This window comes from Salinivibrio sp. IB868 (genome assembly GCF_001995655.1).
GTDB classification, from domain to species: domain Bacteria; phylum Pseudomonadota; class Gammaproteobacteria; order Enterobacterales; family Vibrionaceae; genus Salinivibrio; species Salinivibrio siamensis.
Window position 1 is genome coordinate 221,570 of sequence record NZ_MUEW01000002.1, and the last position, 23,599, is coordinate 245,168.

Here is a 23,599-nt window from a genome sequence, read left to right on the forward strand (position 1 = left end):
ATGCGCGGTTACTCTGGCGCTTCCTCGAGGGGATACCAGTAGCCGCGATTGACCCACAGCGTCAGCATCGACCAAAACAGGCTATGGTCGGCGGCATCGCCGAGGATTTCCCAATCAATAAAGCGTTGATTGCATAACGCTGGGGTGAGTGACTCACATCCTGTGGGTAAATCAAAGCTTTCACCCAGCATAAAAATCATTTCAGGCTGGTCTGGGTGATAAAACGCACGCAACCCACTGAGTTTTTCCAGACAAAGCCCGTCTTGCATCGCGGCTTTGAGACTATCCGGTTGCCATTGTGGATCGGGGCTGAGTAAGTCGAGCTCATGCCGGGCTTGAGAGAGAAACTCGCCAATCCAGCGCTTTTTGCGGGTCTCGTCGTGCATGAGTGCGATCATCATCTCGTTCATTTGCGCGAGATGTTGTGGATCCAATGCCGCAGGCGCATCGGCTTGCGCTGGCATGGCTGGCCAATGGAAATGATTGTCTCCGGCTTCGTCGACAATCACTTGGTCGGCATAACTGCTCAGTAGCTCGCGGGCTTTTGGTGAGCGATAGCCAATCGAGTAGCTGAGCGAGGGCTCAAGCGTATCGCCTTCGTGTGGAAAGCCTGGCGGGATATAAAGAATATCGCCTGGTTCTAGCTCCACATCGATAATGGCATCAAACCCGGTGATCTGCTTGAGCCCAGTGTCTAAGTTAGCTTCTTGGTAATCACCTTTTGGCCCAACGCGCCAACGGCGACGCCCTTGGCCTTGCACAATAAACACATCATACTGATCAATATGAGGCCCAACGCCGCCCTGAGGCTGGGAATAACACACCATGACATCATCAAATAGCCACTGTGGTAGCGAGGTAAATGCCTCAGCGAGATCACGCACGCCTGGGTGCCAGTGGTTAGCGGCTTGTACCACCAGTTGCGCATGCGTCGCTGGGAAATCATCGAAGTGCTCGAAAGGACCGTTCGCGACTTGCCACTTGCCGTTGGCTTGGGTCACGAGACGTGAGTCAATGTCTTCTTCCATCGCGAGTCCTGCGACTTCTTCAGGCTCAATGGGGTCGTTAAAATCGACTAACCCCTGGCGGATAACGGTGGGGCTTTGATGCCAATGTGTGGCCATGAATTCGGTGAGCGAGAACTGAAACTGATACATAACGACTTAGTTTACGAAATTTGCGGCAGTATAACGTGACGAGCAGGGTGGTGCGAGTGGGATAAAAAAACGGCCCCCATTATGGAGGCCGCGAGCATTGGATGCGTTTTGCTTACAGTTTATCAGTGAGCTTGACCGCATCGCCAATGTAGTTAGCCGGTGTCATTTGCTTCAAGCGTGCTTTCTCGTGCTCAGGCAAATCAAGACTATCAACAAAGGTACGCATCCCCTCGCCATCAACCCGTTTGCCACGTGTCAGCTCTTTCAGCTTCTCGTAGGGCTTTTCTATCCCATAACGACGCATCACGGTTTGAATTGGCTCGGCAAGGACTTCCCAGTTTTGATCCAGTTCCGCCTCGAGTGCGGCCTGGTTGACTTCTAGCTTGCTGATCCCTTTAAGGGTCGATGCATAAGCAATCAGGGTGTAGCCCACACCCACACCGAGGTTGCGTAATACGGTAGAGTCGGTGAGATCACGCTGCCAACGAGAAATCGGCAACTTTTGCCCTAGGTGAGAGAAAATGGCATTGGCCAGGCCGAGGTTACCTTCCGAGTTTTCAAAATCAATCGGGTTCACTTTATGTGGCATGGTCGATGAACCAATTTCGCCGGCAATGGTTTTTTGCTTAAAGTGACCCAGTGCGATATAGCCCCAGATATCACGATCAAAGTCGATCAAAATGGTGTTAAAACGTGCGACCGCGTCAAATAGCTCGGCAATATAGTCATGTGGCTCGATTTGAGTGGTGTACGGATTCCAGTCAATACCTAATGAGGTCACAAAGGCTTCGCTGTAAGCGTGCCAATCAATGTCGGGGTAAGCGGACAAGTGCGCATTGTAATTACCCACAGCGCCGTTGATCTTACCTAGGATTTCGCTACTTTGAACCTGTTTGATTTGGCGTGCCATGCGGTACGCCACGTTTGCCATCTCTTTACCCATGGTCGATGGAGACGCAGGCTGACCGTGGGTACGTGAAAGCATGGGTACGTCGCGGAATTGTTGCGACAGGTCTTTGACGGCGTCCGCCAGACGTTGCATTTCTGGTAAAATTACCGTATCGCGTGCTTCTTTTAGCATCAGTGCATGCGACAGGTTATTAATGTCTTCAGAGGTGCAGGCAAAGTGAATGAATTCACTGACTGCGTTGAGTTCTGCGTTATCGGCAATCTTTTCTTTTAGAAAATACTCAACGGCTTTGACATCATGATTGGTGGTGCGCTCAATCTCTTTGATACGTGCGGCATCTTGTTCATCAAACTCAGCAGCAATGCGGTCGAGTTGGGCATTGGCGTCATGACTAAAAACAGGCACTTCTGCGATGCTGTCTGTCGCTGCCAGTTTTTGCAGCCAACGGATTTCCACGATGGTGCGGTATTTAAGCAATCCAAATTCACTAAAAATCGATCGCAACGCAATCGTTTTCGTACCGTATCGGCCATCGACCGGTGAAACAGCAGTCAGCGCTGACAGTTCCATTTTTTGTCTCCTGAGTTCAATCTGATTAGCTTCGGGCTAGAATGAGTTTGGCCTGCTCAACCATTTGTTTGCGACCAAAGATAAGGTGCCGGCGCTTACCGCCTACTTGACGCCATAGGACAGCACTGCGGATACCGGAAAGCAAGATGGCACGCACACGGTGTTGCACGCCAGTTTGCTGTAAATGTTGTGGGTCACCAGACACTTGAATGCGCGGTCCGAGAGGACTGATCACGTCGAGATAAATGCTGGCGAGATTGCTGATCATTTGCTCATCAAGCAAATCAAAATGGCTTACTTGACGCTCAATCGTTTCAATGCGATCGCCCAGTTGTGCCATGGCATCACGGCGGCTAGACAGTTTACGCTCCAGCGCCAACAAATTAATCAGGTAGCGCATGGTTTCGCTACCATTGCGGCTATTATCGAGTTGGCCAATGAGGGTTTCTAAACCAACATGAAGGCCTGACTCACCGCCACCGGCGACATTCCCCACTTCTCCACGAAAGACGTCTAGGGTAGAAGAGGGGTTAGTGATGATAATGCTACTCAGGCTCGTATTTAACGCGTCTTGGTCACAATATCCATTTCGAGATACGTCTTGCACCAGTTTTGCTGCCTGACAAATGCTGGCAAAAGCCAGGGTGCGATCATAAATCGTCTCTGCCACTGATCACGGCTCCTTAAATACGTTGCTCGATAATGCCACCGCCTAGGCACACATCGCCATCGTAAAAGACAGCGGATTGCCCCGGCGTTACCGCAATTTGCGGCTCGTCGAAGATAACTTTCACTGTATCATCATCAACGGGCGTGATAGTACACGATATATCGTGTTGACGGTATCGGGTTTTTACCGTGCAACGGCGGGTCTCGGTCACAATCTCACGATCGACCCAGTGCAATTGCGCCGCGATGAGCCCTTCTGAATAGAGTCGAGGATGATCATGGCCTTGACCGACGAGCAATACATTACGCGCGACATCTTTATCGACCACATACCAAGGGGCTTCGCTACCGTTGCCCCCCTTTAAGCCACCAATCCCTAAGCCTTTGCGCTGACCCAAGGTGTGGTACATCAAACCTTGGTGTTCACCAATGACGTCGCCCTCAGTGGTTTCGATAGGGCCGGGCTGCGCGGGTAAGTACTGCGACAAAAAGTCAGTAAACTTACGCTCGCCGATAAAGCAAATGCCGGTTGAATCTTTTTTCTTCGCCGTCACCAAGCCTTGCTCTTCCGCAATTTGGCGTACCTGCGGTTTTTCTAAATCGCCCACAGGGAACAGGCTACGTGCCACCTGATCGTGGCTGAGGGTATAGAGGAAGTAGCTCTGATCTTTGTTATTGTCCAAGCCGCGCAGCATTTGCGCTTTTTCACCGTTTTCGGGGAAGGTGCGACGGACATAATGCCCCATGGCAATATAATCGGCATCCAACACCTCGTCGGCAAACTCGAGAAACGCCTTAAATTTGATTTCTTTGTTGCAAAGAATATCAGGGTTGGGCGTACGACCCGCTTTGTATTCGGTTAGAAAGTGCTCGAAGACGTTGTCCCAGTACTCAGCGGCAAAGTTAATGGTGTGCAGCTCGATGCCAAGCTTGTCACACACATCTTGCGCATCAGCCAAGTCTTCTGCAGCAGAGCAATACTCCTCGTTGTCATCCTCTTCCCAGTTTTTCATAAACAGGCCTTCTACCTGATAACCCTGTTGTTTCAACAAGTAGGCAGAAACGGAGGAATCAACACCGCCGGACATTCCGACAATCACTTTTTTGCTGCTGTTATCTGACATGGTGATCACAAATGCTGCTATCAATAAACGGACGCTGAGTTTAACAGAATCAAATCGCCGGATACAGATGTGATAGGGCTCACATGTTAGCCGTTATCCAAAGTGAGTAGATGAGTGGGTAGATGGTCGCGTGGCCTGCGACCGATGCAGCTTATATTAATACTATTGCTATCAATGGGGGTAAGTATTTGTGATTGGGTGCCGCGCAAAGACTTGTGAACCCCTTAGGTTTATCGACCGACTCCCGCACGCAGACACGCCGTATACCCATCCCTGGGGGCTCCGCCGCGCCATCCTTGGCGCGGAGGGTCTGTGTGCGAAAATTGGACGATGGTATGTTCAGGTATTCCTAGCGCTTATCTCGTTTCTTCGACGGTGCGCGCTTGGACGAGCGAGTGCGCCCACGCGGTGCTTTCCCTTTTGCGCCTTTGGGTTTAGGAGTGAACTGCTCGAAGCCTTTCGGGGGCGCAACCTCACGCCACTGGCCCGGTTGCAAATCATCCAGCTGCCATGGGCCGAGTTGGGCACGAATCAAGCGCAGCGTCGGGTGGCCGATATGCGCGGTCATGCGGCGTACTTGCCGGTTTCGCCCTTCTTGCAGCACCACCTTTAACCAAGTGGTGGGAATGTTAGCGCGATAACGCACCGGAGGGTGGCGTTCCCAAACGGCGGGTGGTGCCATTTTGGTGACATCAGCGGGCAGGGTGAGACCATCTTTCAGTTCGACACCGTTACAGAGCGCCTGAATTGCTTCATCGCTAGGCTCGCCTTCGACTTGTACCCAATAGGTTTTGGACGACTTAGATGAAGGCTGGGTGAGTCTGGCTTGTAAAGCGCCGTTATTGGTGAGCACCAGCAACCCCTCGCTATCTTTATCAAGTCGACCAGCCGGGTACACATCTTTTACCGATACAATGTCGGCCAATGTACTGTCGCCTGGTTCGCCACTAAACTGGGTCAACATGTTATAAGGTTTGTTAACAAGTATCACTTTTGTGGCGAGGGCGGCCGCTCGGGGAGCCTTTCCACCCTTGGCCGATGGAGCTTGGGTGTTTGAAACAGCCTTTGACGCTGGCTGGGGGCGGGCTTTATATGGCATGAGGGCTGTCAAATAGATTAAACGGCAAATGAGACTTCCGTATTATACACGTAATAATCTGTTTGGCGTGTTGTATGAATTCGAGTATCCTCGACTCGCATCTTACACAAAGATAACAAATGGACGCTAGGAGATTAAAATGGAAAGTAAAGTAGTTGTACCGGCGGAAGGTCAGAAGATCACACTCGACGGCACAAAACTGGTAGTCCCTAACCACCCTGTGATCCCTTACATTGAAGGGGATGGCATCGGGATGGATGTTAGCCCTGCAATGATCAAAGTTGTTGATGCAGCTGTTGCTAAAGCCTATAACGGTGAGCGTAAGATTTCATGGATGGAAATCTACACCGGTGAGAAGTCTACCAAGGTATATGGTGACGATCAGTGGCTGCCAGCTGAAACCCTCGACTTTATCCGCGAATACAAAGTGGCAATCAAAGGGCCACTGACGACCCCAGTTGGCGGTGGTATTCGCTCATTGAACGTGGCGCTTCGTCAAGAACTCGACCTCTACATTTGTGCGCGTCCGGTACGTTACTTCACTGGCGTTCCTAGCCCACTGAAAAAGCCAGAAGATACTGACATGGTGATCTTCCGCGAAAACTCAGAAGACATCTACGCGGGTGTTGAGTTTAAAGCCGGCACGGCCGAAGCGGATAAAGTGATTAAGTTCCTGCGTGAAGAAATGGGTGCCAACAAAATCCGTTTCCCTGAGCAGTGCGGTGTAGGCATTAAGCCAATCTCAGAAGAAGGCACCAAACGTCTGGTGCGCGCCGCTATCGAGTACACCATCGATAATGACCGTGACTCACTGACTATCGTCCACAAAGGTAACATCATGAAGTTTACCGAAGGGGCGTTTAAAGATTGGGCGTATGAAGTGGCCAATAAAGAGTTTGGTGCCGAGTTGCTGGATGGCGGTCCGTGGATGACGATGAAAAATCCAAAGACCGGCAAACAAATTACCATCAAAGACTCCATCGCGGATGCCTTCTTGCAGCAAATTCTGCTGCGTCCCGCGGAATATGATGTGATTGCCACCATGAACTTGAACGGTGATTACGTATCTGATGCGCTTGCCGCGCAGGTTGGCGGTATTGGTATTGCCCCGGGTGCCAACATTGGTGACGGTGTGGCGCTGTTTGAAGCGACCCACGGCACGGCGCCGAAATACGCTGGTCAAGATAAGGTGAACCCAGGCTCACTCATTCTGTCTGCAGAAATGATGCTACGTCATATGGGCTGGTTTGAAGCGGCTGACTTGGTGATTAAGTCAATGGAAAAAACCATCGCCAACAAGACAGTGACCTATGACTTTGAACGTTTGATGGAAGGTGCGAGCCTGCGTAAATGTTCTGAGTTTGCTGACGAGATGGTCAAGCAGATGTAATCACTGCCTCTCAGTGAAGACCAAACCCGGCGAGTGAGCCGGGTTTTTTGTTTGTGGTCTCTGGGAGCCCACGCAGACCATCAGTCTATATCTTCCCACGACAATGGGGTGCCTTTGGTTAACACGCGTGTTGCGCGCTTTCCGATCACTGCATCATAGTGTTTCGGTGCCAAACCAAAGCCAGGGCGAATACTGCGCACATTAGCGGCCGTCAGTGGCTCTCCGGGCGCGATATCCTCACAGACATACAAAGAGCGCCTAAATTGCCGGTTGCTCGATTCGGCCGCTCGTGTGGTTAGGGCACTTTCTCCTAACGCTTGCCACGCCGCGTGGGTTTGCTCACAAAGCGCACTGAGTGCAGGTGGCGTAAGCGAGAAAGCAGCATCCGGACCTCCCGAATCTTCAGAGAGCATCACATGTTTTTCAATCACGCACGCGCCGAGTGCGACGGCTGCGATCGCGGCGGTGTTGGTCAGCGAATGATCGGATAAACCTGCCAAGATTTGATAGCGGGTGGCTAAGGTTGGAATGGTTCGCAGATGGCTTTGTTCAATCGGCGCAGGGTAGGCGCTGATACAATGAAGCAACACCAGCTCACGACAGCCGTTGTCACGGGCGGTCGCCACCGCCTCGGCGATCTCTGTCTCGTCAGCCATGCCGGTTGAGATGATCATCGGTTTACCGGTTTGCGCGGCATAGCGAATCAAAGGCAAATCAATCGCCTCGAACGAGGCTATTTTATAGGCGGGTGCGTTAAGATCTTCGAGTAAGTCAATCGCTGAACAATCAAAAGGCGAGGAGAATAAGGTGATGCCTTCTTTTCTGGCGTGATCAAATAACGGCTTGTGCCATTCAAACGGGGTTTGTGCCCAGCGATATAGCTGGTGGAGACTATAACCATCCCACAGTCCGCCTTTGATCTGAAACTCATCGTGGTCGCAATCAAGGGTAATGGTATCGGCGGTATAGCTTTGCATTTTGACGGCATCGGCACCGCAGGCTTTGGCCATGGAAATGGTTTGTTTGGCAAGCTCAAGGCTACCATTATGGTTCGCCGACATTTCGGCAATGATATAGGGAGGATGCTGGGGGCCGATCAAACGGCCTGCAATCTTAATGTCTTTGTTCATAAACCGCGTCGATATTCAGTTTGGTTTGAAGGGCGCTGGCGCCTTGCTGCCACTCATCAGCGGACAAAGACAGGCACACAATCTCGACTGTTTTTCCCTCAGGCAGGGAAAAGGTGCGTTGCCGACTTTGCGGCGTCTCACGAAAGCCAAAGCGTTGATGTAGCCGAACTACCCCCTGATTATGACTAAGCACTTCACAGTTCAATTGGGTCACGCCCAAGGTTTCAAATGCTAAGCTTAATGCGCCAAACTCCATGAGCGCACCGCTGCCACGTGGTGCATCGGGGGCGGCGTAAAAAGCCCAGGTCGCACTTGTCCTATTCCCGCTATCGAGGTCAAGGTTGACCACGCCAAGAGGCTTGTCCGGTTGGCCGTCTACGCGTTTGTAAACGATATAGAAATAACGGTGTGTGTTGGCGAGCATATGGCTGAACCATGCTTTGTGCTCATCATGGCTAATTTCATGCTGGGTGTACATAAACTGGCGGACAGTGGGACGGTTGCGCCAATGCCATAAAGTGTCACTGTCCGCGTGACTCACCGCTTTAAAAATCAGTTGCATAAGTGATGCTCCAAGGCCGCGACCACGCGCCCTGCGCCTTTTCCATCAGTGATCGCTGGTAGGGTAGGAAGCTGATGCCAGTTTGCCGCAAGGTGCTGCAGTGCAGATGCGTAATCTTGCCAGCAGGTGTGCTCACCGCGTCCTAAGTATTGATAGCCCGGCTGTACGGCCAGATACTCGGCCATGGCGTGTTGGTTCTCCGCCACACATACCAAGGTGCTAGGCACTCCCAAGCAGCTGCGCTCAATGGCAGTAACGCCGGCGGCTCCAAATGCGTAGCGTGCCCGTGCCATGTGGGTATCAAAGTCCGACAGTGCTTCCACCACACTAACCCCATCGGGGACAGGCGCTTTACACAATGCGTCGCGGTCTGGGTTACGTCGGCCGGTGACAATTAATAGCGAAAAAGGCAGCCTCTCGAGGTTCTGCCCTTCTTCTAGGTGTTGAACGGCTTCTAGGTGTTTCACCGCGTCCACAAGCTTGCGGCTTTCACCGGTCGGATCCGTACCGGAGAAAAAGGCGATTACCTTATCTTCCCGCGGCGGCGGAGACTGATGCAAGGCGGCAAATGCTGGACGCAATAGTGCATAGTCAGGCCCCAACAAGCATCGGGTCTGTGGATTTAGAAGCTGTGACGCGTAGCGCGTAGTCAGGTCAGGCCAAGGGTTTTGATCGAGCAAAAACGCGCAATCGTGGGGCCTATTGGCTAAATCATCGACCACCACCACCGGACAGCCCAATTGGGTGTGAATCGATTGTTCCCAGCGGGCATCGAGGGCGTAATGGTCCACTACCATCAAATCCACCGGCTGGTTAACCACGTATGCGGTTGTCTCTTCGGCATCTTGCTGCTGGCTCACACCAAGCCAATCGGTGTTGCTGAGCGAGTTTTTGGGGGCAGGCAACACCGCCACCGTTAAGCCTTGTTCATGGCTGACCGCTATCAAATTGCCGGGCAGGTCGCGACAGACCAAGGTTACCTGATGGCCCGACGTTTGTAGCATGTTAGCCAACACGTGCATGCGGCTGACGTGCCCGGTGCCTATCGCTTGGGAGGCATCGACTCGAATGGCAATATGGCTCATAGCAAGGCTTGTTGCTCCAACAGTTGATACATTAGCTCAGCGCGTAGCCAGTCATCCGGCTCATCAATGTCTTGCACGCGGTAATGAGGGATCAACACGGCTTTCGAGTGGGGCGCAAAAACCGGCTCGCGCGCTAAAAACGCACTTGGTGTGCCCCAGTAAAACATTCCCGCATCGTGGTACGCCGGTTGTAAGTCTTGGGAGCGTGTAGTGAAATGCTCTGGCCATAACATGCTGACACTGCCATCGGCATCGACATGAATACTGCGCTGAATCGGAAAGGCGTAGCGGGTGGCGGCAAAACTGTATTTGACGGTTTCGCCGTCCAGTAACGCTAAGCCTTGGCGCAAGTCATCCGCGGTGACAAAGGGGGTGGTAGCATACAGGCAGCATACCGCGTGCAAAGGCGTTTGCTGTGGCGACGGGTTGAGCCACTGGATAGCATGCTCAAGCACATCCAAGGTCGTAGCGTGATCGCCGGCAATCTCGGCGGGGCGCACAAAAGGCACCTCAGCCCCTGCATCGCGCGCCACACTGGCAATGTCCTCGCAATCGGTGGAAACCAAGACGCGATCGAATAGCCCACTTTGACGTGCTGTCGCAATGGCATAAGTAATAATGGGCGCACCGTTAAACCGTTTGAGGTTCTTGCCCGGAATGCGTTTGCTGCCACCGCGGGCGGGAATAATACATACATTCATCGGTCACGCATCCTCAATGGCTTTTTGTAGCGCAGCAATCACTGTATCTTGCTGTTGCTCGGTTAAATCGGGGTAAAGCGGCAAAGTGAGTGCCCCCGCGTAATACTGCTCGGCAAGCGGGAAGTCTCCGGGCTGGAAGCCCTGTGCCTGATAGTAAGGTTGCGTATGCACAGGAATATAGTGCACGTTCACGCCAATGCCTTGCGCACGCATTGCCTCAAAAACCGCGCGGCGTGTATCGGCGTGCTCAAGCTCAATCAAATACAAATGCCATGCCGACTCAGGGTCTAAAACGGGCCGCTTAACGGGCAAATCCGCCAGCGCTTGATGGTAGCGTTCAGCGAGTGCAAACCGTTTGGCGATAAAGGAACGCAGCTGGGTTAATTGTGAACGGCCAAGCGCGGCATGAATATCCGAGAGGCGATAGTTCATCCCCAATGCATGCTGCTCATAACCCCAAGGCGGTAAGCTAGCGTGGCTATCTTCTGCGTCACGGGTGATCCCGTGGCTACGCAACTGACGCAGTGCTTTCGCCAATGTGGCACTTTGGGTGGTGGCAACCCCAGCCTCTCCCGCGGTAACCACTTTGACCGGATGAAAACTAAACACGCTAATATCGCTGTACTGGCATCCACCCACTGCCGCGCCTTGATAGTGTGCGCCCATCGCATGTGACGCATCCTCAATAATGGCTATCTGATAACGCTTGGCAAGCGCGGCAATCTCGGCCATTGGCGCACTGGCGCCGGCCATATGCACCACCACCAGCACTTTGGGTAAGGTGTGAGTCGCGGCCGCTTGCGCTAGCTTTTTCGCGAGCTGTTGGGGGCATAGGTTACGCGTTTGCGGGTCGATATCGACAAAGTCCACTTCGGCACCACAGTATCGACCACAATTGGCTGACGCGACAAAGGTGATGGGCGAGGTCCATAAACGATCGCCTGGGTCTAACCCTAGCGCCAGACAAGCCAGATGCAGGGCAGATGTCGCGCTATTGACGGCGACCGCATGCGCCGCCCCGGTGAGTTCGGCGACGGCGGCTTCAAAAGCCGGAACTTGCGGGCCTTGCGTCAGATAATCACTTTTTAGCACCTCAAGCACAGCGGCATAGTCTTGCTCACTAAGATGCTGCTTTCCGTATGGGATCAACGCCATACTCCTTTACTGCTCGGTGTCGAGTTGCAAAATGGCCTCGACGGTTAACACATCTGGGTTAGTGCCTGATTGATACTCAAAGCCTTCTGGCACGGGCTGTCCTTTTTCGCCCAACGCATTTTCTCGATAGTCATAATCGGCATCGTAGAACTTTATGGTGGGACAAATCACGTAATGATCGGCAAATTCGAGCGTCAGATGCGCATCGTCAGCCGGACACATCACTTCATGCATTTTTTCTCCGGGGCGAATGCCTATCACCTTAACGGGCGTGTTCGGGGCATAGGCGCTGGCGAGATCCGTCAGGCGAACCGATGGGATCTTAGGAACAAATATTTCCCCGCCATACATGCGCGAAAAGTTTTTCAGCACAAAATCCACCCCTTGCTGCAAGGTAATCCAAAAGCGGGTCATTTCAGGATGGGTAATGGGCAAATGATCCGCGCCTTCCTCTGCCTTTTTCTTAAACAAAGGCACCACAGAGCCGCGCGAGCCGACCACATTGCCATAGCGCACCACCGAAAAACGTGTCTTTTGGCCCCCGGTCATATTGTTAGCGGCGACAAACAATTTATCTGAACACAGTTTGGTGGCGCCATAGAGGTTATTGGGGCTGGCGGCCTTATCGGTCGAGAGCGCAATCACCTTTTCCACCCCGTTGGCAATCGCAGCGCGAATCACATTCTCTGCGCCGTGAATGTTGGTCTTGATACATTCCATCGGGTTGTATTCGGCGGCAGGTACCTGCTTGAGTGCAGCAGCATGAATCACATAGTCAATGCCTTGCATCGCTTGCATTAAGCGATCGCCATCACGCACATCGCCGATAAAATAGCGCATGCAGGGGGCGTTAAAGGTTTGCTGCATTTCATATTGCTTGAGCTCATCGCGAGAGAGCACCACGAGGCGACGTGGCTGATAGCGTTCAAGCAGGGTGCGGACGTACTTTTTACCAAAAGAACCAGTACCGCCGGTGATCAGAATGGATTTGCCGTTAAACATAGGACGCCTTGTCACTAACTGTCGGGAATACAGGCAGTTTAACTGATCTGAGCAGGATTTGGCGATCTGCTACGGCCATGACGCGCGATTAAGCGACATCAAGCGGTTTTATTTTTGCTACCTCGTGTTTAATTGATTGCGACGCCTCCCAAAGATCAACGGCCCTTTGCGCATTGAGCCAAAACTCAGGCGAGTTACCAAACAAACGTGCGAGACGAAGCGCCAGCTCCGGGCTCACTGCTTTACGCTCATCCAATACGGCAGTCATCGATTGACGAGAGACGCCCAAAGCATCAGCCAATTGTTCTACGCTCAAGTCGTAATCGGGCAGAAAGTCTTCGCGCAACATGGCTCCAGGATGCGTCGGTTGGCGTTGCATGCCAGCTGTGTTGAAAATCGTCATCACTGTTACCTCATTAGTGGTCGTCGCAAACCTCCACGTCATACGCGTCACCGTCTTCAAAACGAAAGCAAATGCGCCACTGTTTGTTTATCGCTATTGCATGTTGCCCTTGTCTGTTTCCTGACAAAGCGTGAAGGCGATTACCGGGCGGTACCGTGAGATCATCGAGTTGTGTGGCGAGATCGATATACTCCAACTTTCTTGCCGCACGTACCGCCAGCTCGGCAGGGAACCTCTTTGACGTTCCCTTTGAGTATAGTGCCTGCGTTCGTTTATCTGCGAATGATTTGATCATGCATCAAACGTATTTTGGCATGGGATGGGCGTCAATCAAAGGCGTGTATTATCTCTTAAATTGCGAGTGAGATAACTTGCGTCACACAAAGCGCCGCATGTGGGCGGCGCTTTGAAGGGACCATGTTTAGGTTAACGTGCGTGGTCGTTAGCCTTGATGGCGAGAGGCGAGGACTTCGGTCACTTGATGGAGGCTAAGCTCTTGGTCTTGCAGCAATACCAACAGGTGATAGAGCAAATCGGCGCTTTCGTTTAATAGCTCGGCTTTATCGCCTGCCGTGGCAGCGAGGGCGACTTCGACCCCTTCTTCCCCCACTTTTTGCGCGATACGCTTGGTGCCTTTGGCAAATAAGCTCGCGGTGTAAGAGTCATCAGGCGCGGCATCTTTGCGGCTGGCAAGCACTTGCTCTAGGCTCGACAAAAAGCCGGGCCCCGTGTGTGGTGGTTTATTATCACTGTCAAAGCAGGTGGTCGTGCCGAGGTGACAGGTGGGCCCGTGTGGTGTCGCCGTGACCAACAAGGTGTCTTGATCGCAATCGAGTGCAATGTGCTCAAGGCTTAATACATGGCCGGAGCTTTCGCCTTTTACCCAAAGACGCGATTTACTGCGCGACCAAAAGGTGACGCGACCGGTTTCGAGCGTCGCGTTCAGTGCATCGGCATTCATGTAGCCCAGCATCAATACTTGGCCGCTATCGCTGTGTTGGATAATCGCAGGCACCAAGCCGGCGTTTTTCTCCCAATCGATACGTTCTACCCACGTCGCCGTCATACTCTTACCTCGATCCCTTGTTGCTTTAGTGCTTGTTTTAATTCGCTTATTGCGATGATTTGCTTGTGAAACACCGAGGCGGCCAGTGCGCCATCGACATTCGCTTGTAAAAAGGCGTCGGCGAAATGCGAAATTTCACCGGCACCGCCGGAGGCAATCAGGGGTACCTGACAGCGCTCTCTCACCATTTTGAGTTGGGTTAAGTCATAGCCTTGGCGCACGCCATCGCGGTTCATCATATTGAGTACGATTTCGCCCGCGCCTCGCTGTTGGACTTCCTCAACCCAGGCAGCGGTTTGCCAAGGCGTAGCCTGAGTGCGGCTTTCATCGCCAGTAAATTGATAGACTTGATATTGCCCGGTCGCTTCATCGAAGAAGGAATCAATCCCAACCACCACGCACTGCACGCCAAACTTATTGGCCAGCCGTGTGATCAAACTCGGATCGGCCAAGGCCGGTGAATTAATCGATATTTTATCCGCGCCGAATTCCAATATTTGTTGGGCATCGGCTTCGGATTTTATCCCACCGGCGACGCAAAAGGGGATATCAATCACTTCCGCGACGCGACTGACCCAGCTTTTATCGACCACCCGGCTGTCACTGGAGGCGGTGATGTCATAAAACACCAACTCGTCAGCACCTTCTTCGGCGTAGCGTTTGGCGAGCGGGACGATATCGCCGATGATTTCGTGATTGCGAAATTGCACGCCTTTGACCACTTGTCCGTCGCGGACGTCCAAACAAGGAATTATCCGTTTTGCCAGCATGCGATCGCCTCCTCTGCGCTAAAGTTGCCTTCCAGTAGGGCGCGGCCGACGATCACACCCGCCACGCCAGTGTTGCGTAAGGCGCGAATATCCTCGAGATTGCCAATGCCGCCTGATGATTGAAACGCAATGCTCGGATAGCGCTGACACAAGTCGCGGTAAAGCGCCACATTGCTGCCTTGTAAGGTGCCATCGCGGGAGATATCGGTGCACAGCACATGCTTTAGCCCGACGGACAAATAATCGTCGAGTAGCGCTTCAATGGTGACGCCGGAGTCTTGTTGCCAGCCGGACACCGCTACGCGTCGCGTTCCGTCGCTGTCGATATGAATATCGAGTGCCAATACAATGCGGTCAGGGCCGTAGGTTTGCATCCAGCCTTTGACCAAATCAGGCGATTTAACCGCGGTAGAGCCGATCACTACGCGCTGTGCGCCGGTGTTCAACAGCTCAATCACGTCCATTTCGGTGCGCACACCACCGCCAATTTGAATATTGGCGGGCGTTGATTGCAAGATCTCGGTGATTAAGTCGACCTGACGCGCGGTCGGATCTTTGGCACCGGTTAAATCCACGAGGTGCAACCAGTCCGCGCCTGCTTGATGGTAACGTGCAAACTGCTCACGCGGGTCAAAACCGTAGTCGGTTTTTTGCTGATAATCCCCTTGATAAAGGCGCACCACTTGGCCGTCTATCAAGTCGAGTGCTGGTATAATCATCCTTGCTTACATCTCCAAAAAATTCTGAATCAAACGCGCGCCTACTTTGCCAGAGCGCTCGGGGTGAAACTGAACCCCGTAGTAGTTGCCTTGATTGATAGCCGCACTGAACGCATGGCCATAATGACATTGTGCCAAGGTGTAATCGCCGACCGGCATCGCGTAACTGTGGACAAAGTAAAAGTGGCTACCCGCGACAATGCCATCGAACAGAGGATGGTCATTAACGGTAGCAACCCGGTTCCAACCCATATGAGGCAGAGGCTGCCCTGCGGTATCCATCAATTTCGTCGGGGCGGGGATGTGGCCGAGACATTCGACCGGGCTGTCGCCTTCATCCGAGTAAGTGCCTAGCATTTGCATGCCAAGACAAATCCCCAGCAGCGGTTGCTCCACTTGCTTAACTAAATCTACTAAGCCGCGTTCGGTCAGGTTTTTCATCGCTTCGCTGGCCGTTCCGACACCGGGCAAAAAGAGCTTATCCGCCCCTAGTACCACGTCCGGATCGCGGCTTAGTGTGGCCTGATACCCCAAACGCTCAACAGCAAAGCGTACCGAGGACACATTGGCGCAGCCGGTATCGATAATGACAGTCTGTTTGCGCATTACAGCACTCCTTTACTGCTTGGCAGGGCGTCGCCTTCGACCTTGATGGCTTGACGCAAGGTGCGGCCAAAAGCTTTAAATAAGCTTTCCACCAAGTGGTGGGTGTTTTCGCCCGACACCGTCAGGTGTAGGGTACAGGCCAAGGTGTCGGTCAATGAGCGGAAAAAGTGTCCCACCATCTCGGTCGACATATCGCCCACTTGTGGCTGTGGGAAGCTGGCTTCAAATTTCAAATAGGGGCGTCCGGACAAATCCAATGCACATTGCGCCAAGCATTCATCCATCGGCAGGCTAAAGCCAAAGCGGCCAATACCGCGTTTATCTCCCAGCGCCCGTTTGAGTGCGTCGCCCAACGCGAGGGCGGTATCTTCAATGGTGTGGTGGTCGTCGATGTGCAAATCGCCTTTGACGCGAACGTTGAGCTGAAAGCCGCCGTGGGTGGCGATTTGATCCAACATGTGATCAAAAAAGCCCAGTCCGGTTTCAATGCGACTGCCGCCACTCTTATCCAGGTTAACATCCACCTGAATATCGGTTTCTTTGGTGGTGCGAGTGACGCTGGCCAGTCGCGGCTGCTGGGTGAGACGCTCGACAATCTGTGACCAGCCCATCACGTCACGTTGATATTTGATCCCTTGTAGCGCCATATTGTTGGCTAAGGTGATATCGGTGTCGCGATCGCCAATCACAGCCGATTGGGCGAAATCAATCCGGCCTTGCTGCAGATAGTCTTTCACCAAGCCTAATTTGGGCTTGCGACAGCTACAGTCATCGCTATCAAAGTGCGGGCAAATCAGTACGTCTTCAAAATGGATCCCTTGCGAGCGAAACAGCGCCATCATCATGTTGTGTGGCGCATCAAAGTCCGCTTGCGGGAAGCTCTCGGTCCCTAAGCCATCTTGATTGCTCACCATCACCAAGGTGTAACCCGCCGCTTGCAGGCTCAGCAACGCGGGGATCACGCCCGGTTCAAGGGCCAATTTATCGAGGCGATCCACTTGATAGTCTTCAGGCGGCTCCACAATCAAGGTGCCATCACGGTCAATAAATAAAATCTTGTTTTTCACAGTGGTTGTCCTTATTCACTGAGTTGCTGGCGGATAAAGGCCAACACTTTTTCACATTCGTCACGGTTACCAATACTGATACGCAAGCTGTTGGCCACGGCGGTCTGGCGCACAATCATGCCTGCACGTCCTAAACGTGCGAACACCGCGTCGGCATCATCCAGCGTGATGAGCAGATAATTACCAAAGCCCGGGTGCACCTCAACGCCGGGCAGCATACTGAGGCCGGCTTGCAGGTAGGCACGGTTGGCGGTCAAGTCCAAAACCTGATATTTCATCCGCGCCAAACCGGCCTCGGAGAGCGCTTGCTCGGCAATCTCTGCCACGGGGACCGGCACGGGATACGGCGGGATCACCTTAAGCATCAAGTTAATAATAGCGGGGCTGGCGAGGGTAAAGCCGCAACGCAGTCCCGCCAGAGCGAACGCTTTTGATAGGGTTCGCAAAATGGCCAGATTATCAAAGCGTGCGAGTAAATCGGTGCAGGTCGCTTCTGGACTAAATTCAATATAGGCCTCATCCAGTACCACAATCGCGCGATCTTGAGTGCGGGTGAGTAGCGCCTCAATGTCGTCGCGGTTAATCAGATTGCCGGTCGGATTATTGGGACTACACACGAAGATAAGCTTGATACCGGCATCTGCCTCCAATGCGCTATCAATCCCTGCCATGTCCAACTGCCAGTCGGCGGTGAGCGGCACTTGGGTGGTGGCGATCCCTTGATTTTCCGCACTGACCGCATACATGCCATAGGTAGGTGGACAAATCAGCACGCTATCTTGGTTTGGCTCGCAAAAGGCACGCAGCAACAAATCAATCCCTTCATCGGCGCCACGAGTGGTGATGACTTGGTTCGTTGCTACGCCGGCATAGTCTGCATAGGCATTGATCAATGCATTGGGCTGACAGCTGGAGTAGCGATTGAGTCCCTGACCGCTTACGGTGTAAGCGTTGTCAAAGGGTGACTCGTTAGCATTGAGCCAGACATCCCCGCTACCGCCAATGCGGCGGGCTGACTGATAGGGCGTGAGCGCTTGTACTTGCTCACGGGCGAGTTTTTCGATGCTCATACTAATGGATCCTCCGAAGCTTGAGCTTGTTGCAGCTTAGTGAGACGAATCTCGACTGCTTGGCGGTGTGCATCCAAGCCTTCTGCTTCGGCAATACGCATCACTGTCGGGCCCAGTGTTTGCAAACCGGTGTCGCTAAGCTCTTGCACCGTCATTCGCTTGGTAAAGTCGGCCAGCCCAAGGCTGCTGTAGGTGCGCGTATAACCATAAGTGGGGAGCACGTGATTGGTGCCAGAGGCGTAATCACCCACGGACTCGGGCGAGTATGCGCCCAAGAAAATCGAGCCAGCATTATCCAACAGGGGTAACAAATCCCTTGGCTGTTGAGTTTGCACAATCAAGTGCTCCGGCCCATAACGGTTAGAAATCGACACGCATTGGGTGAGGGTGTCGGCAATGATAATCACACTGCTACCCAACGCTTGCTTGGCAATCTCTGCACGACTGAGTGTGGTTAATTGCTGCTGCACCGCATCCGCCACTTTCTCTGCCATCTCTGGCGCCGGGGTCACCAGCACCACTTGCGAATCGGGGCCATGCTCTGCTTGGCTGAGTAAATCGGCGGCAACAAAGTCTGGATCCGCGCCGGCATCGGCAATCACTAACACTTCCGAGGGGCCGGCAGGCATGTCCATGGCCGCGCCATTGGCGGCAAGGCTCACTTGACGTTTGGCTTCGGTGACATAGGCATTACCCGGGCCAAAGATCTTATCCACCTTGGTCACACTTTGGGTACCAAAGGCCATCGCCGCCACCGCCTGTGCGCCGCCCAGGGTATAAATTTCATCAATCTCACACAGTTTGGCACAGTATAAAATCTCATCGGCCACCGGCGGTGGGGTACAGAGCACCACTTTTCGGCAGCCAGCAATTTGTGCGGGTACGCCCAGCATCAATACGGTCGAGGGCAAGGGCGCGCTACCGCCAGGAATATACAGCCCCACGCGGTTAATCGGGCGGGTAATGGATTCGCACACCACCCCCGGCATGGTTTCGACTTTCAATGGCTGCGCTTTTTGCGCACGGTGAAAGGTGCTGATGTTATCGTAGGCTTGGCGCAGGGATAGCTTGATATCTTCATCCAAGCGCGCTTCGGCGTCGGCCAAAGTCGCTTTGTCGAGTTTGATGCTATCGAGTTCGACACCATCAAACTTTTGGGTCAATGCTTTTAAGCTTTCATCGCCCCGCTCACGGACATCGGCGATGATCTCGCTGACACTGGCTTGGGTTTGGGCGCCGGTTGTGATAGCCGGACGGCGCATTAAGCCTTCTTTTTGTGACTCTCCGAGTGATTTCCAGACCACAGTACGCATCGTGACTTACTCCATCATCTTTTCAATCGGCAGGACCAAGATTGAGCTCGCGCCCAGCTGCTTCAATTTTTCCATGGTCTCCCAGAACAGATTTTCGGTACTGACCAAGTGCACCGCGACACGGCTCTTTTCGTGGGCTAATGGCAAGATGGTGGGATCTTCCGCGCCGGGGAGTAGCTCGACCACTTGCTCTAAGGTTTCGCTGGGCGCGTGGAGCATGATGTATTTGGACTCTTTGGCTTGGATGACACCTTGCATGCGGGTGAGCAAGCGTTCAATCAATGCGGTTTTCTCTTCACTGAAGCTGCCTTCACGCTGGATCAATACCGCTTTTGAGCGGAATATGACTTCGGCTTCTTTCAAGCCATTGGCTTCTAAGGTGGCACCGGTTGAGACTAAGTCACAAATCGCATCGGCAAGCCCGGCACGCGGCGCGACTTCGACGGAGCCATTGAGCATACAAGTGCTAAAGTTGACCCCCTGTTTGTCCATATAGGCTTTGAGAATATTGGGGTAGGTGGTAGCAATCCGTTGGCTGGCCAGATCTTGGGGGCCGTTATAATCTTGGTCTTTATCGAGGGCGATAGAGAGACGGCAGCCGCCGAAATCGAGTCGGCGCAGCAGTTGATATTGGCTCGGCTCGCCCAGCTTGATGCGCTCAAGGCGTACTTCTTCTAATTCGTTTTCGCCAATCACCCCTAAATCAACCACGCCGTCCATGATAAGGCCTGGGATATCATCATCGCGCACCAGCAGCAGATCGATGGGCATGTTTTCGGCGTGAACCACTAAACGCTCACCGGTGTAATTGATTTTTACCCCGCAGCGTTTAAGCAGCTCTTGGCACTCCTTGGCGAGGCGGCCCTTTTTTTGGATGGCGATACGTAAGCGTTGTGTTTGCATGTGTGCTTCCTTGTCTAAAAATGAAAAGCTAAAAAAGAAAAAACCCTCGGAAGACGGTGCTCCCGAGGGTCTGAATCTATTAGCTGGCTAATGACCGACGGAAGCGCTTTTTACTCGTCTTCCAGTCGAAACCATTCCTCCCGAAAGACTAGTCAGGATGATGGTGGTGATGCATTGTCATTAGCGATGAAGTCATTTTTTGATGTCCATTTACGTTGGTCAATCTCATTTCTTTTTTGACAATATCAAAGTCAGCTTAGATTGCAACTACAAACATGGAGATTTTTTCACCGCCTAGCATGACAAGCGGTGACGCCTAGACATAAACATCCAGCGAGCCATCATCTTTTTTGCGTGGCGCGCTCTCTTTTTCAGCCTGCGGCGACGCATGGTGATCCGATGGATCATCTAAGCGACGCTGCTTGCGCTCCTCAATATGGGCTTGCTTTCGAATTGCCCATACTTTGGTTGGCGGTGCATGTGGTGTGCGATACACGGGACTGAGATTGCCGAGCCAATTCATGATTCATCCTCCTCTGGTCTTACTATCAGTATCGACCAAGGAAAAGAATTCTTGATTGATTTTTAACCAGGCCTTCTCAGAGGAGGGTGAGGGTAGAGACTAACTGCAACACTTTTTAAACTTACGTCCGCTGCCACACGGGCAGGGATCGTTGCGCCCCGCTTTGACATGGCCGGGAAACACGCCATCGATATATCGCCACTGAAGCTGTCCATCGATCGTCTCTTTAACAAAACGAGAACGCTCATGCAGAGATTGGGGCTGGCCGTGCGCGATAAAGTGGGCTTTAAAGGTGACAAAGCCAAGTTCACCTTGTTGCAACACCTCGCTATCTACGACCTCGAGCGACTGCCACTGGTGCTGGGTCATGGTGGTGATGTCATCACGAAACGATTCGGCGCCGCATTCACTGTGGTAGGTCTCAACAATAAAATCCACCAAGCCTTTGGGGTGTGCGCTGTAACGTGCACGCATCAATTGCTCCGGATGGATAGCATTGGCGGGGTTCTGATGAATGGGCGCGCAGCAATCTTGATAGGGTTTATGGCTGCAACAAGGGCATAAATCAGTTTGCATAACTATCTCTTAACCAGTCGCTGAACGGTTTAAAAATGGGTAAAGTCGCGGGTTTGCAAGTCACAATCTTGTTCATTGCACACCAACACAGAGCCGTGTTGATACCAATCGCCTAACACAATACGTCGGTACGCGGTGCCGTGTTGGTGCCACTGGTGGATATGAGGGCGATGGGTGTGGCCGTGAATCATATGGCGTACATTGGCGTTATCCAACTGGCGCTGCACCTCTTGCGGCGTGACATCCATGATGGACGTTGACTTTTGTTGGTTGGCATTGGCACTGCCCGCGCGCATTTTGGCCGCAATCTTGCGGCGCCACGTCAGTGGTAGGCTCAGAAATAGTCGCTGCAACCAGCGCTGGTGGACTTTGCGTCGAAATGCCTGATAATCAACATCCTCGAGGCACAAGGTATCTCCGTGCAGGATCAGGGTGGGGGTGCCATATAAATCGATGCATTCAAGCTCGCTTAACAGCGTTACGCCGGTTTCTCTAGAAAAGCGTTGGCCAATTAAAAAATCACGATTGCCATGAATAAAGTACACTGGCACGCCTTGCTCAGTCACCGCGGAAAACGCCGCTTTAATTTGTCGATGAAACGGGCTGTTGTCGTCATCACCAATCCAAACCTCGAATAAATCCCCCAGAACATACAGGGCGTCGGCATTTATCGCCTCTTGCTTCATAAATCGTTCGAAGCAGTCAGTGATATCTTGCCGCGTCGGGCTTAAGTGTAAATCAGCAATGAAGAGGGTATGAGACATGCGTTGGTTTTATCATTAATAGAAAGCGGGTCGCGACGAAAAAGAAAGGGTAGCCTTGGCTACCCTTGCTCGATAGTGTCACTTCAGTCTTCAATAGTCACGCTATTGATCAACACTTCTTCGACCGGGACGTCCTGGTGAACATAACCCCAGTTACCGGTGGCAACACCTTTGATCTTGTTGACCACATCCATGCCGTCAACCACTTCTGCGAATACACAGTAGCCCCAGCCATCTGGCGTTTTAGCTTTGTGATCGAGGAACAGGTTGTCATTGACGTTGATAAAGAATTGCGAGCTTGCTGAGTGCGGCTCCATGGTGCGAGCCATCGACAAGCGCCCCGTCAAGTTGCTGAGGCCGTTATCAGCTTCGTTTTTAATTGGCGCACGGGTTGCTTTTTCTTCCATGCCAGAGGCCATGCCACCGCCTTGGACCATAAAGCCGTCAATCACGCGGTGGAACAGGGTTCCGTCGTAAAAGCCGTCACGGCAGTATTGTAAAAAGTTCTCGACCGTAGCCGGTGCTTCGTCTGCAAACATGCGAAGTTTGATGTCACCGAACGTGGTATGAAGAGTCACCATGATGTAATCCTGTCATTGGCTTGGCTAAAAAGGATCACAGATTTTAGCCGAAAGTACTCGCTGATCAAGCAAAGATCCCCTGGATGTGGAATTAATCATCATTCCTGAGTCGTCCTTATCTCAGGCGAGCCGGGAAAAAGCGATTAAGACACGGGTTCAACATGTGCGAGTAATTTTTTAAGTAACACGGCGAGTTCGGCTTGCTCGTCGGCGGTGAGACCTGCCAATAGCTGGTGTAAATTGTTGGTATGATCCGTCACCGCTTTATCGATTAATCCCATACCCGCGTCTGTCAGTGAGACATAGACGCCACGGCGATCGTTGGGATCAGGGCTGCGAGACACCAAGCCTTTTTGCTCGAGGCGATCGATACGGTTGGTCATTGCGCCCGAGGTAAGCATCAAGGCATCGAGCAGCTGGTTGGGTGTTAATGTATAGGGCGAGCCTGCACGACGTAGGGAGGCCAACACATCAAACTCCCCAGGGTTGAGGTTATATTGGCCAAATACTTGTTGCAGTTTGGGATTGATATTGCCCAAAACCCGCGCGAGACGGCCCGTGATCGCCATCGGGCTGGGGTCGATATCTGGGCGCTCGTCGTGCCATTGGCGTAAGATGAGGTCAACTTTGTCCTCTTGTAGAGCGGAAGGGGTTGCGTTATCAGTCATGATTCTGCCACATCGG

Annotated in this window: 25 protein-coding genes, 1 pseudogene and 1 other annotated feature; of the genes and pseudogenes, 1 reads left to right on the forward strand and 25 read right to left on the reverse strand. The window is 52.7% G+C overall.

All coding sequences use genetic code 11. From position 1 onward, the window contains the following. Positions 1-8: 8 nt before the first annotated feature. The 5 genes and pseudogenes from BZG20_RS03040 to BZG20_RS03060 all read right to left on the reverse strand — a co-directional run. Positions 9-1,157 carry a cupin domain-containing protein gene (locus tag BZG20_RS03040; protein ID WP_077578080.1) on the reverse strand — a complete coding sequence of 383 codons (1,149 nt, stop codon included), beginning with the start codon at positions 1,155-1,157 and terminating at the stop codon, positions 9-11. Between the two features lie 112 nt (positions 1,158-1,269). After that, positions 1,270-2,637, reverse strand: a complete 1,368-nt coding sequence (gene purB / locus BZG20_RS03045) for an adenylosuccinate lyase (protein WP_046075326.1) — start codon at positions 2,635-2,637, stop codon at positions 1,270-1,272. 25 nt (positions 2,638-2,662) lie between these two features. Next, positions 2,663-3,307 (reverse strand): high frequency lysogenization protein HflD, encoded by a 645-nt coding sequence (gene hflD, locus BZG20_RS03050; protein WP_077578081.1) that lies wholly within the window; start codon positions 3,305-3,307, stop codon positions 2,663-2,665. 13 nt (positions 3,308-3,320) lie between these two features. Continuing rightward, positions 3,321-4,430: a tRNA 2-thiouridine(34) synthase MnmA gene (mnmA, locus tag BZG20_RS03055; RefSeq protein WP_069361249.1), complete on the reverse strand. Its 1,110-nt coding sequence runs from the start codon at positions 4,428-4,430 to the stop codon at positions 3,321-3,323. 469 nt (positions 4,431-4,899) lie between these two features. Next, positions 4,900-5,529: pseudogene (locus BZG20_RS03060) on the reverse strand (pseudouridine synthase); the annotation flags it as partial. 139 nt (positions 5,530-5,668) lie between these two features. On the opposite strand from BZG20_RS03060, the gene icd reads away from it, so the two are divergent. After that, on the forward strand, positions 5,669-6,919 hold the full coding sequence (gene icd, locus BZG20_RS03065; protein ID WP_046075328.1) for an NADP-dependent isocitrate dehydrogenase: 1,251 nt from the start codon (positions 5,669-5,671) through the stop codon (positions 6,917-6,919). A gap of 80 nt (positions 6,920-6,999) precedes the next feature. Here icd and pseI read toward each other — a convergent pair whose 3' ends face one another. The 20 genes from pseI to BZG20_RS03170 all read right to left on the reverse strand — a co-directional run bounded on the left by pseI (position 7,000) and on the right by BZG20_RS03170 (position 23,583). Next, positions 7,000-8,049, reverse strand: a complete 1,050-nt coding sequence (gene pseI, locus BZG20_RS03070) for a pseudaminic acid synthase (protein WP_077578083.1) — start codon at positions 8,047-8,049, stop codon at positions 7,000-7,002. Then, positions 8,033-8,611, reverse strand: a complete 579-nt coding sequence (gene pseH / locus BZG20_RS03075; protein WP_077578084.1) for a UDP-4-amino-4,6-dideoxy-N-acetyl-beta-L-altrosamine N-acetyltransferase — start codon at positions 8,609-8,611, stop codon at positions 8,033-8,035. The genes pseI and pseH overlap by 17 nt, the downstream gene beginning before the upstream one ends. Then, complete coding sequence (pseG, locus tag BZG20_RS03080; RefSeq protein ID WP_077578085.1) at positions 8,602-9,696, reverse strand: UDP-2,4-diacetamido-2,4,6-trideoxy-beta-L-altropyranose hydrolase; 1,095 nt, start codon at positions 9,694-9,696, stop codon at positions 8,602-8,604. The genes pseH and pseG overlap by 10 nt, the downstream gene beginning before the upstream one ends. Further along, complete coding sequence (pseF, locus tag BZG20_RS03085; RefSeq protein WP_077578086.1) at positions 9,693-10,397, reverse strand: pseudaminic acid cytidylyltransferase; 705 nt, start codon at positions 10,395-10,397, stop codon at positions 9,693-9,695. The genes pseG and pseF overlap by 4 nt, the downstream gene beginning before the upstream one ends. A gap of 3 nt (positions 10,398-10,400) precedes the next feature. Then, positions 10,401-11,546, reverse strand: a complete 1,146-nt coding sequence (gene pseC, locus BZG20_RS03090) for a UDP-4-amino-4,6-dideoxy-N-acetyl-beta-L-altrosamine transaminase (RefSeq protein WP_077578151.1) — start codon at positions 11,544-11,546, stop codon at positions 10,401-10,403. A 12-nt stretch (positions 11,547-11,558) separates the two neighbouring features. Further along, positions 11,559-12,554: a UDP-N-acetylglucosamine 4,6-dehydratase (inverting) gene (pseB, locus tag BZG20_RS03095; RefSeq protein ID WP_077578087.1), complete on the reverse strand. Its 996-nt coding sequence runs from the start codon at positions 12,552-12,554 to the stop codon at positions 11,559-11,561. An 88-nt stretch (positions 12,555-12,642) separates the two neighbouring features. Further along, entirely contained in the window at positions 12,643-12,999 is a 357-nt protein-coding gene (locus tag BZG20_RS03100) for a HigA family addiction module antitoxin (RefSeq protein WP_241829513.1), read from the reverse strand. A 400-nt stretch (positions 13,000-13,399) separates the two neighbouring features. Then, complete coding sequence (gene hisIE / locus BZG20_RS03110; protein ID WP_046075334.1) at positions 13,400-14,023, reverse strand: bifunctional phosphoribosyl-AMP cyclohydrolase/phosphoribosyl-ATP diphosphatase HisIE; 624 nt, start codon at positions 14,021-14,023, stop codon at positions 13,400-13,402. Next, positions 14,020-14,793 carry an imidazole glycerol phosphate synthase subunit HisF gene (gene hisF / locus BZG20_RS03115; protein WP_077578090.1) on the reverse strand — a complete coding sequence of 258 codons (774 nt, stop codon included), beginning with the start codon at positions 14,791-14,793 and terminating at the stop codon, positions 14,020-14,022. The genes hisIE and hisF overlap by 4 nt, the downstream gene beginning before the upstream one ends. Next, on the reverse strand, positions 14,775-15,512 hold the full coding sequence (gene hisA / locus BZG20_RS03120) for a 1-(5-phosphoribosyl)-5-[(5-phosphoribosylamino)methylideneamino]imidazole-4-carboxamide isomerase (protein WP_077578091.1): 738 nt from the start codon (positions 15,510-15,512) through the stop codon (positions 14,775-14,777). The genes hisF and hisA overlap by 19 nt, the downstream gene beginning before the upstream one ends. A gap of 6 nt (positions 15,513-15,518) precedes the next feature. Continuing rightward, positions 15,519-16,118, reverse strand: a complete 600-nt coding sequence (gene hisH / locus BZG20_RS03125) for an imidazole glycerol phosphate synthase subunit HisH (protein WP_046075337.1) — start codon at positions 16,116-16,118, stop codon at positions 15,519-15,521. After that, positions 16,118-17,185 (reverse strand): bifunctional histidinol-phosphatase/imidazoleglycerol-phosphate dehydratase HisB, encoded by a 1,068-nt coding sequence (gene hisB, locus BZG20_RS03130; protein ID WP_077578092.1) that lies wholly within the window; start codon positions 17,183-17,185, stop codon positions 16,118-16,120. The genes hisH and hisB overlap by 1 nt, the downstream gene beginning before the upstream one ends. An 11-nt stretch (positions 17,186-17,196) precedes the next feature. After that, a complete protein-coding gene (hisC, locus tag BZG20_RS03135) occupies positions 17,197-18,249 on the reverse strand; it encodes a histidinol-phosphate transaminase (RefSeq protein ID WP_108743404.1) in 1,053 nt (350 codons plus the stop codon). A 2-nt stretch (positions 18,250-18,251) separates the two neighbouring features. After that, positions 18,252-19,568 carry a histidinol dehydrogenase gene (gene hisD, locus BZG20_RS03140; protein ID WP_077578094.1) on the reverse strand — a complete coding sequence of 439 codons (1,317 nt, stop codon included), beginning with the start codon at positions 19,566-19,568 and terminating at the stop codon, positions 18,252-18,254. Positions 19,569-19,574: 6 nt separating this feature from the next. Further along, the gene (hisG, locus tag BZG20_RS03145) at positions 19,575-20,471 is read right to left on the reverse strand and encodes an ATP phosphoribosyltransferase (protein WP_046075341.1); all 897 of its coding nucleotides are present in this window, start codon (positions 20,469-20,471) and stop codon (positions 19,575-19,577) included. A 34-nt stretch (positions 20,472-20,505) separates the two neighbouring features. After that, positions 20,506-20,644 (reverse strand) — a sequence feature (His leader region). Positions 20,645-20,787: 143 nt separating this feature from the next. Beyond that, positions 20,788-20,994: a hypothetical protein gene (locus tag BZG20_RS03150; protein ID WP_046075342.1), complete on the reverse strand. Its 207-nt coding sequence runs from the start codon at positions 20,992-20,994 to the stop codon at positions 20,788-20,790. 99 nt (positions 20,995-21,093) lie between these two features. Further along, positions 21,094-21,570 carry a YchJ family metal-binding protein gene (locus BZG20_RS03155; RefSeq protein WP_077578095.1) on the reverse strand — a complete coding sequence of 159 codons (477 nt, stop codon included), beginning with the start codon at positions 21,568-21,570 and terminating at the stop codon, positions 21,094-21,096. 29 nt (positions 21,571-21,599) lie between these two features. Then, complete coding sequence (lpxH, locus tag BZG20_RS03160) at positions 21,600-22,334, reverse strand: UDP-2,3-diacylglucosamine diphosphatase (protein ID WP_077578096.1); 735 nt, start codon at positions 22,332-22,334, stop codon at positions 21,600-21,602. Between the two features lie 83 nt (positions 22,335-22,417). Further along, positions 22,418-22,915: a peptidylprolyl isomerase gene (locus BZG20_RS03165; RefSeq protein WP_077578097.1), complete on the reverse strand. Its 498-nt coding sequence runs from the start codon at positions 22,913-22,915 to the stop codon at positions 22,418-22,420. A gap of 143 nt (positions 22,916-23,058) precedes the next feature. Further along, positions 23,059-23,583 carry a MarR family transcriptional regulator gene (locus BZG20_RS03170; RefSeq protein ID WP_077578098.1) on the reverse strand — a complete coding sequence of 175 codons (525 nt, stop codon included), beginning with the start codon at positions 23,581-23,583 and terminating at the stop codon, positions 23,059-23,061. Between the last annotated feature and the right edge of the window lie 16 nt (positions 23,584-23,599).

Coding starts and splice junctions, on each gene's coding strand:
- mnmA (WP_069361249.1), bottom strand. CDS start 4,430: ATGTCAGATAACAGCAGCAAAAAAGTGATTGTCGGAATGTCCGGCGGT.
- icd (WP_046075328.1), top strand. CDS start 5,669: ATGGAAAGTAAAGTAGTTGTACCGGCGGAAGGTCAGAAGATCACACTC.
- BZG20_RS03155 (WP_077578095.1), bottom strand. CDS start 21,570: ATGCAAACTGATTTATGCCCTTGTTGCAGCCATAAACCCTATCAAGAT.
- purB (WP_046075326.1), bottom strand. CDS start 2,637: ATGGAACTGTCAGCGCTGACTGCTGTTTCACCGGTCGATGGCCGATAC.
- pseG (WP_077578085.1), bottom strand. CDS start 9,696: ATGAGCCATATTGCCATTCGAGTCGATGCCTCCCAAGCGATAGGCACC.
- hisD (WP_077578094.1), bottom strand. CDS start 19,568: ATGCGTACTGTGGTCTGGAAATCACTCGGAGAGTCACAAAAAGAAGGC.
- pseF (WP_077578086.1), bottom strand. CDS start 10,397: ATGAATGTATGTATTATTCCCGCCCGCGGTGGCAGCAAACGCATTCCG.
- lpxH (WP_077578096.1), bottom strand. CDS start 22,334: ATGTCTCATACCCTCTTCATTGCTGATTTACACTTAAGCCCGACGCGG.
- BZG20_RS03100 (WP_241829513.1), bottom strand. CDS start 12,999: ATGACGTGGAGGTTTGCGACGACCACTAATGAGGTAACAGTGATGACG.
- BZG20_RS03040 (WP_077578080.1), bottom strand. CDS start 1,157: ATGTATCAGTTTCAGTTCTCGCTCACCGAATTCATGGCCACACATTGG.
- BZG20_RS03165 (WP_077578097.1), bottom strand. CDS start 22,915: ATGGTGACTCTTCATACCACGTTCGGTGACATCAAACTTCGCATGTTT.
- pseB (WP_077578087.1), bottom strand. CDS start 12,554: ATGTTTAACGGCAAATCCATTCTGATCACCGGCGGTACTGGTTCTTTT.
- hisIE (WP_046075334.1), bottom strand. CDS start 14,023: ATGACGGCGACGTGGGTAGAACGTATCGATTGGGAGAAAAACGCCGGC.
- hisG (WP_046075341.1), bottom strand. CDS start 20,471: ATGCAAACACAACGCTTACGTATCGCCATCCAAAAAAAGGGCCGCCTC.
- BZG20_RS03170 (WP_077578098.1), bottom strand. CDS start 23,583: ATGACTGATAACGCAACCCCTTCCGCTCTACAAGAGGACAAAGTTGAC.
- pseI (WP_077578083.1), bottom strand. CDS start 8,049: ATGAACAAAGACATTAAGATTGCAGGCCGTTTGATCGGCCCCCAGCAT.
- hisA (WP_077578091.1), bottom strand. CDS start 15,512: ATGATTATACCAGCACTCGACTTGATAGACGGCCAAGTGGTGCGCCTT.
- BZG20_RS03150 (WP_046075342.1), bottom strand. CDS start 20,994: ATGAATTGGCTCGGCAATCTCAGTCCCGTGTATCGCACACCACATGCA.
- hisF (WP_077578090.1), bottom strand. CDS start 14,793: ATGCTGGCAAAACGGATAATTCCTTGTTTGGACGTCCGCGACGGACAA.
- pseH (WP_077578084.1), bottom strand. CDS start 8,611: ATGCAACTGATTTTTAAAGCGGTGAGTCACGCGGACAGTGACACTTTA.
- hisH (WP_046075337.1), bottom strand. CDS start 16,118: ATGCGCAAACAGACTGTCATTATCGATACCGGCTGCGCCAATGTGTCC.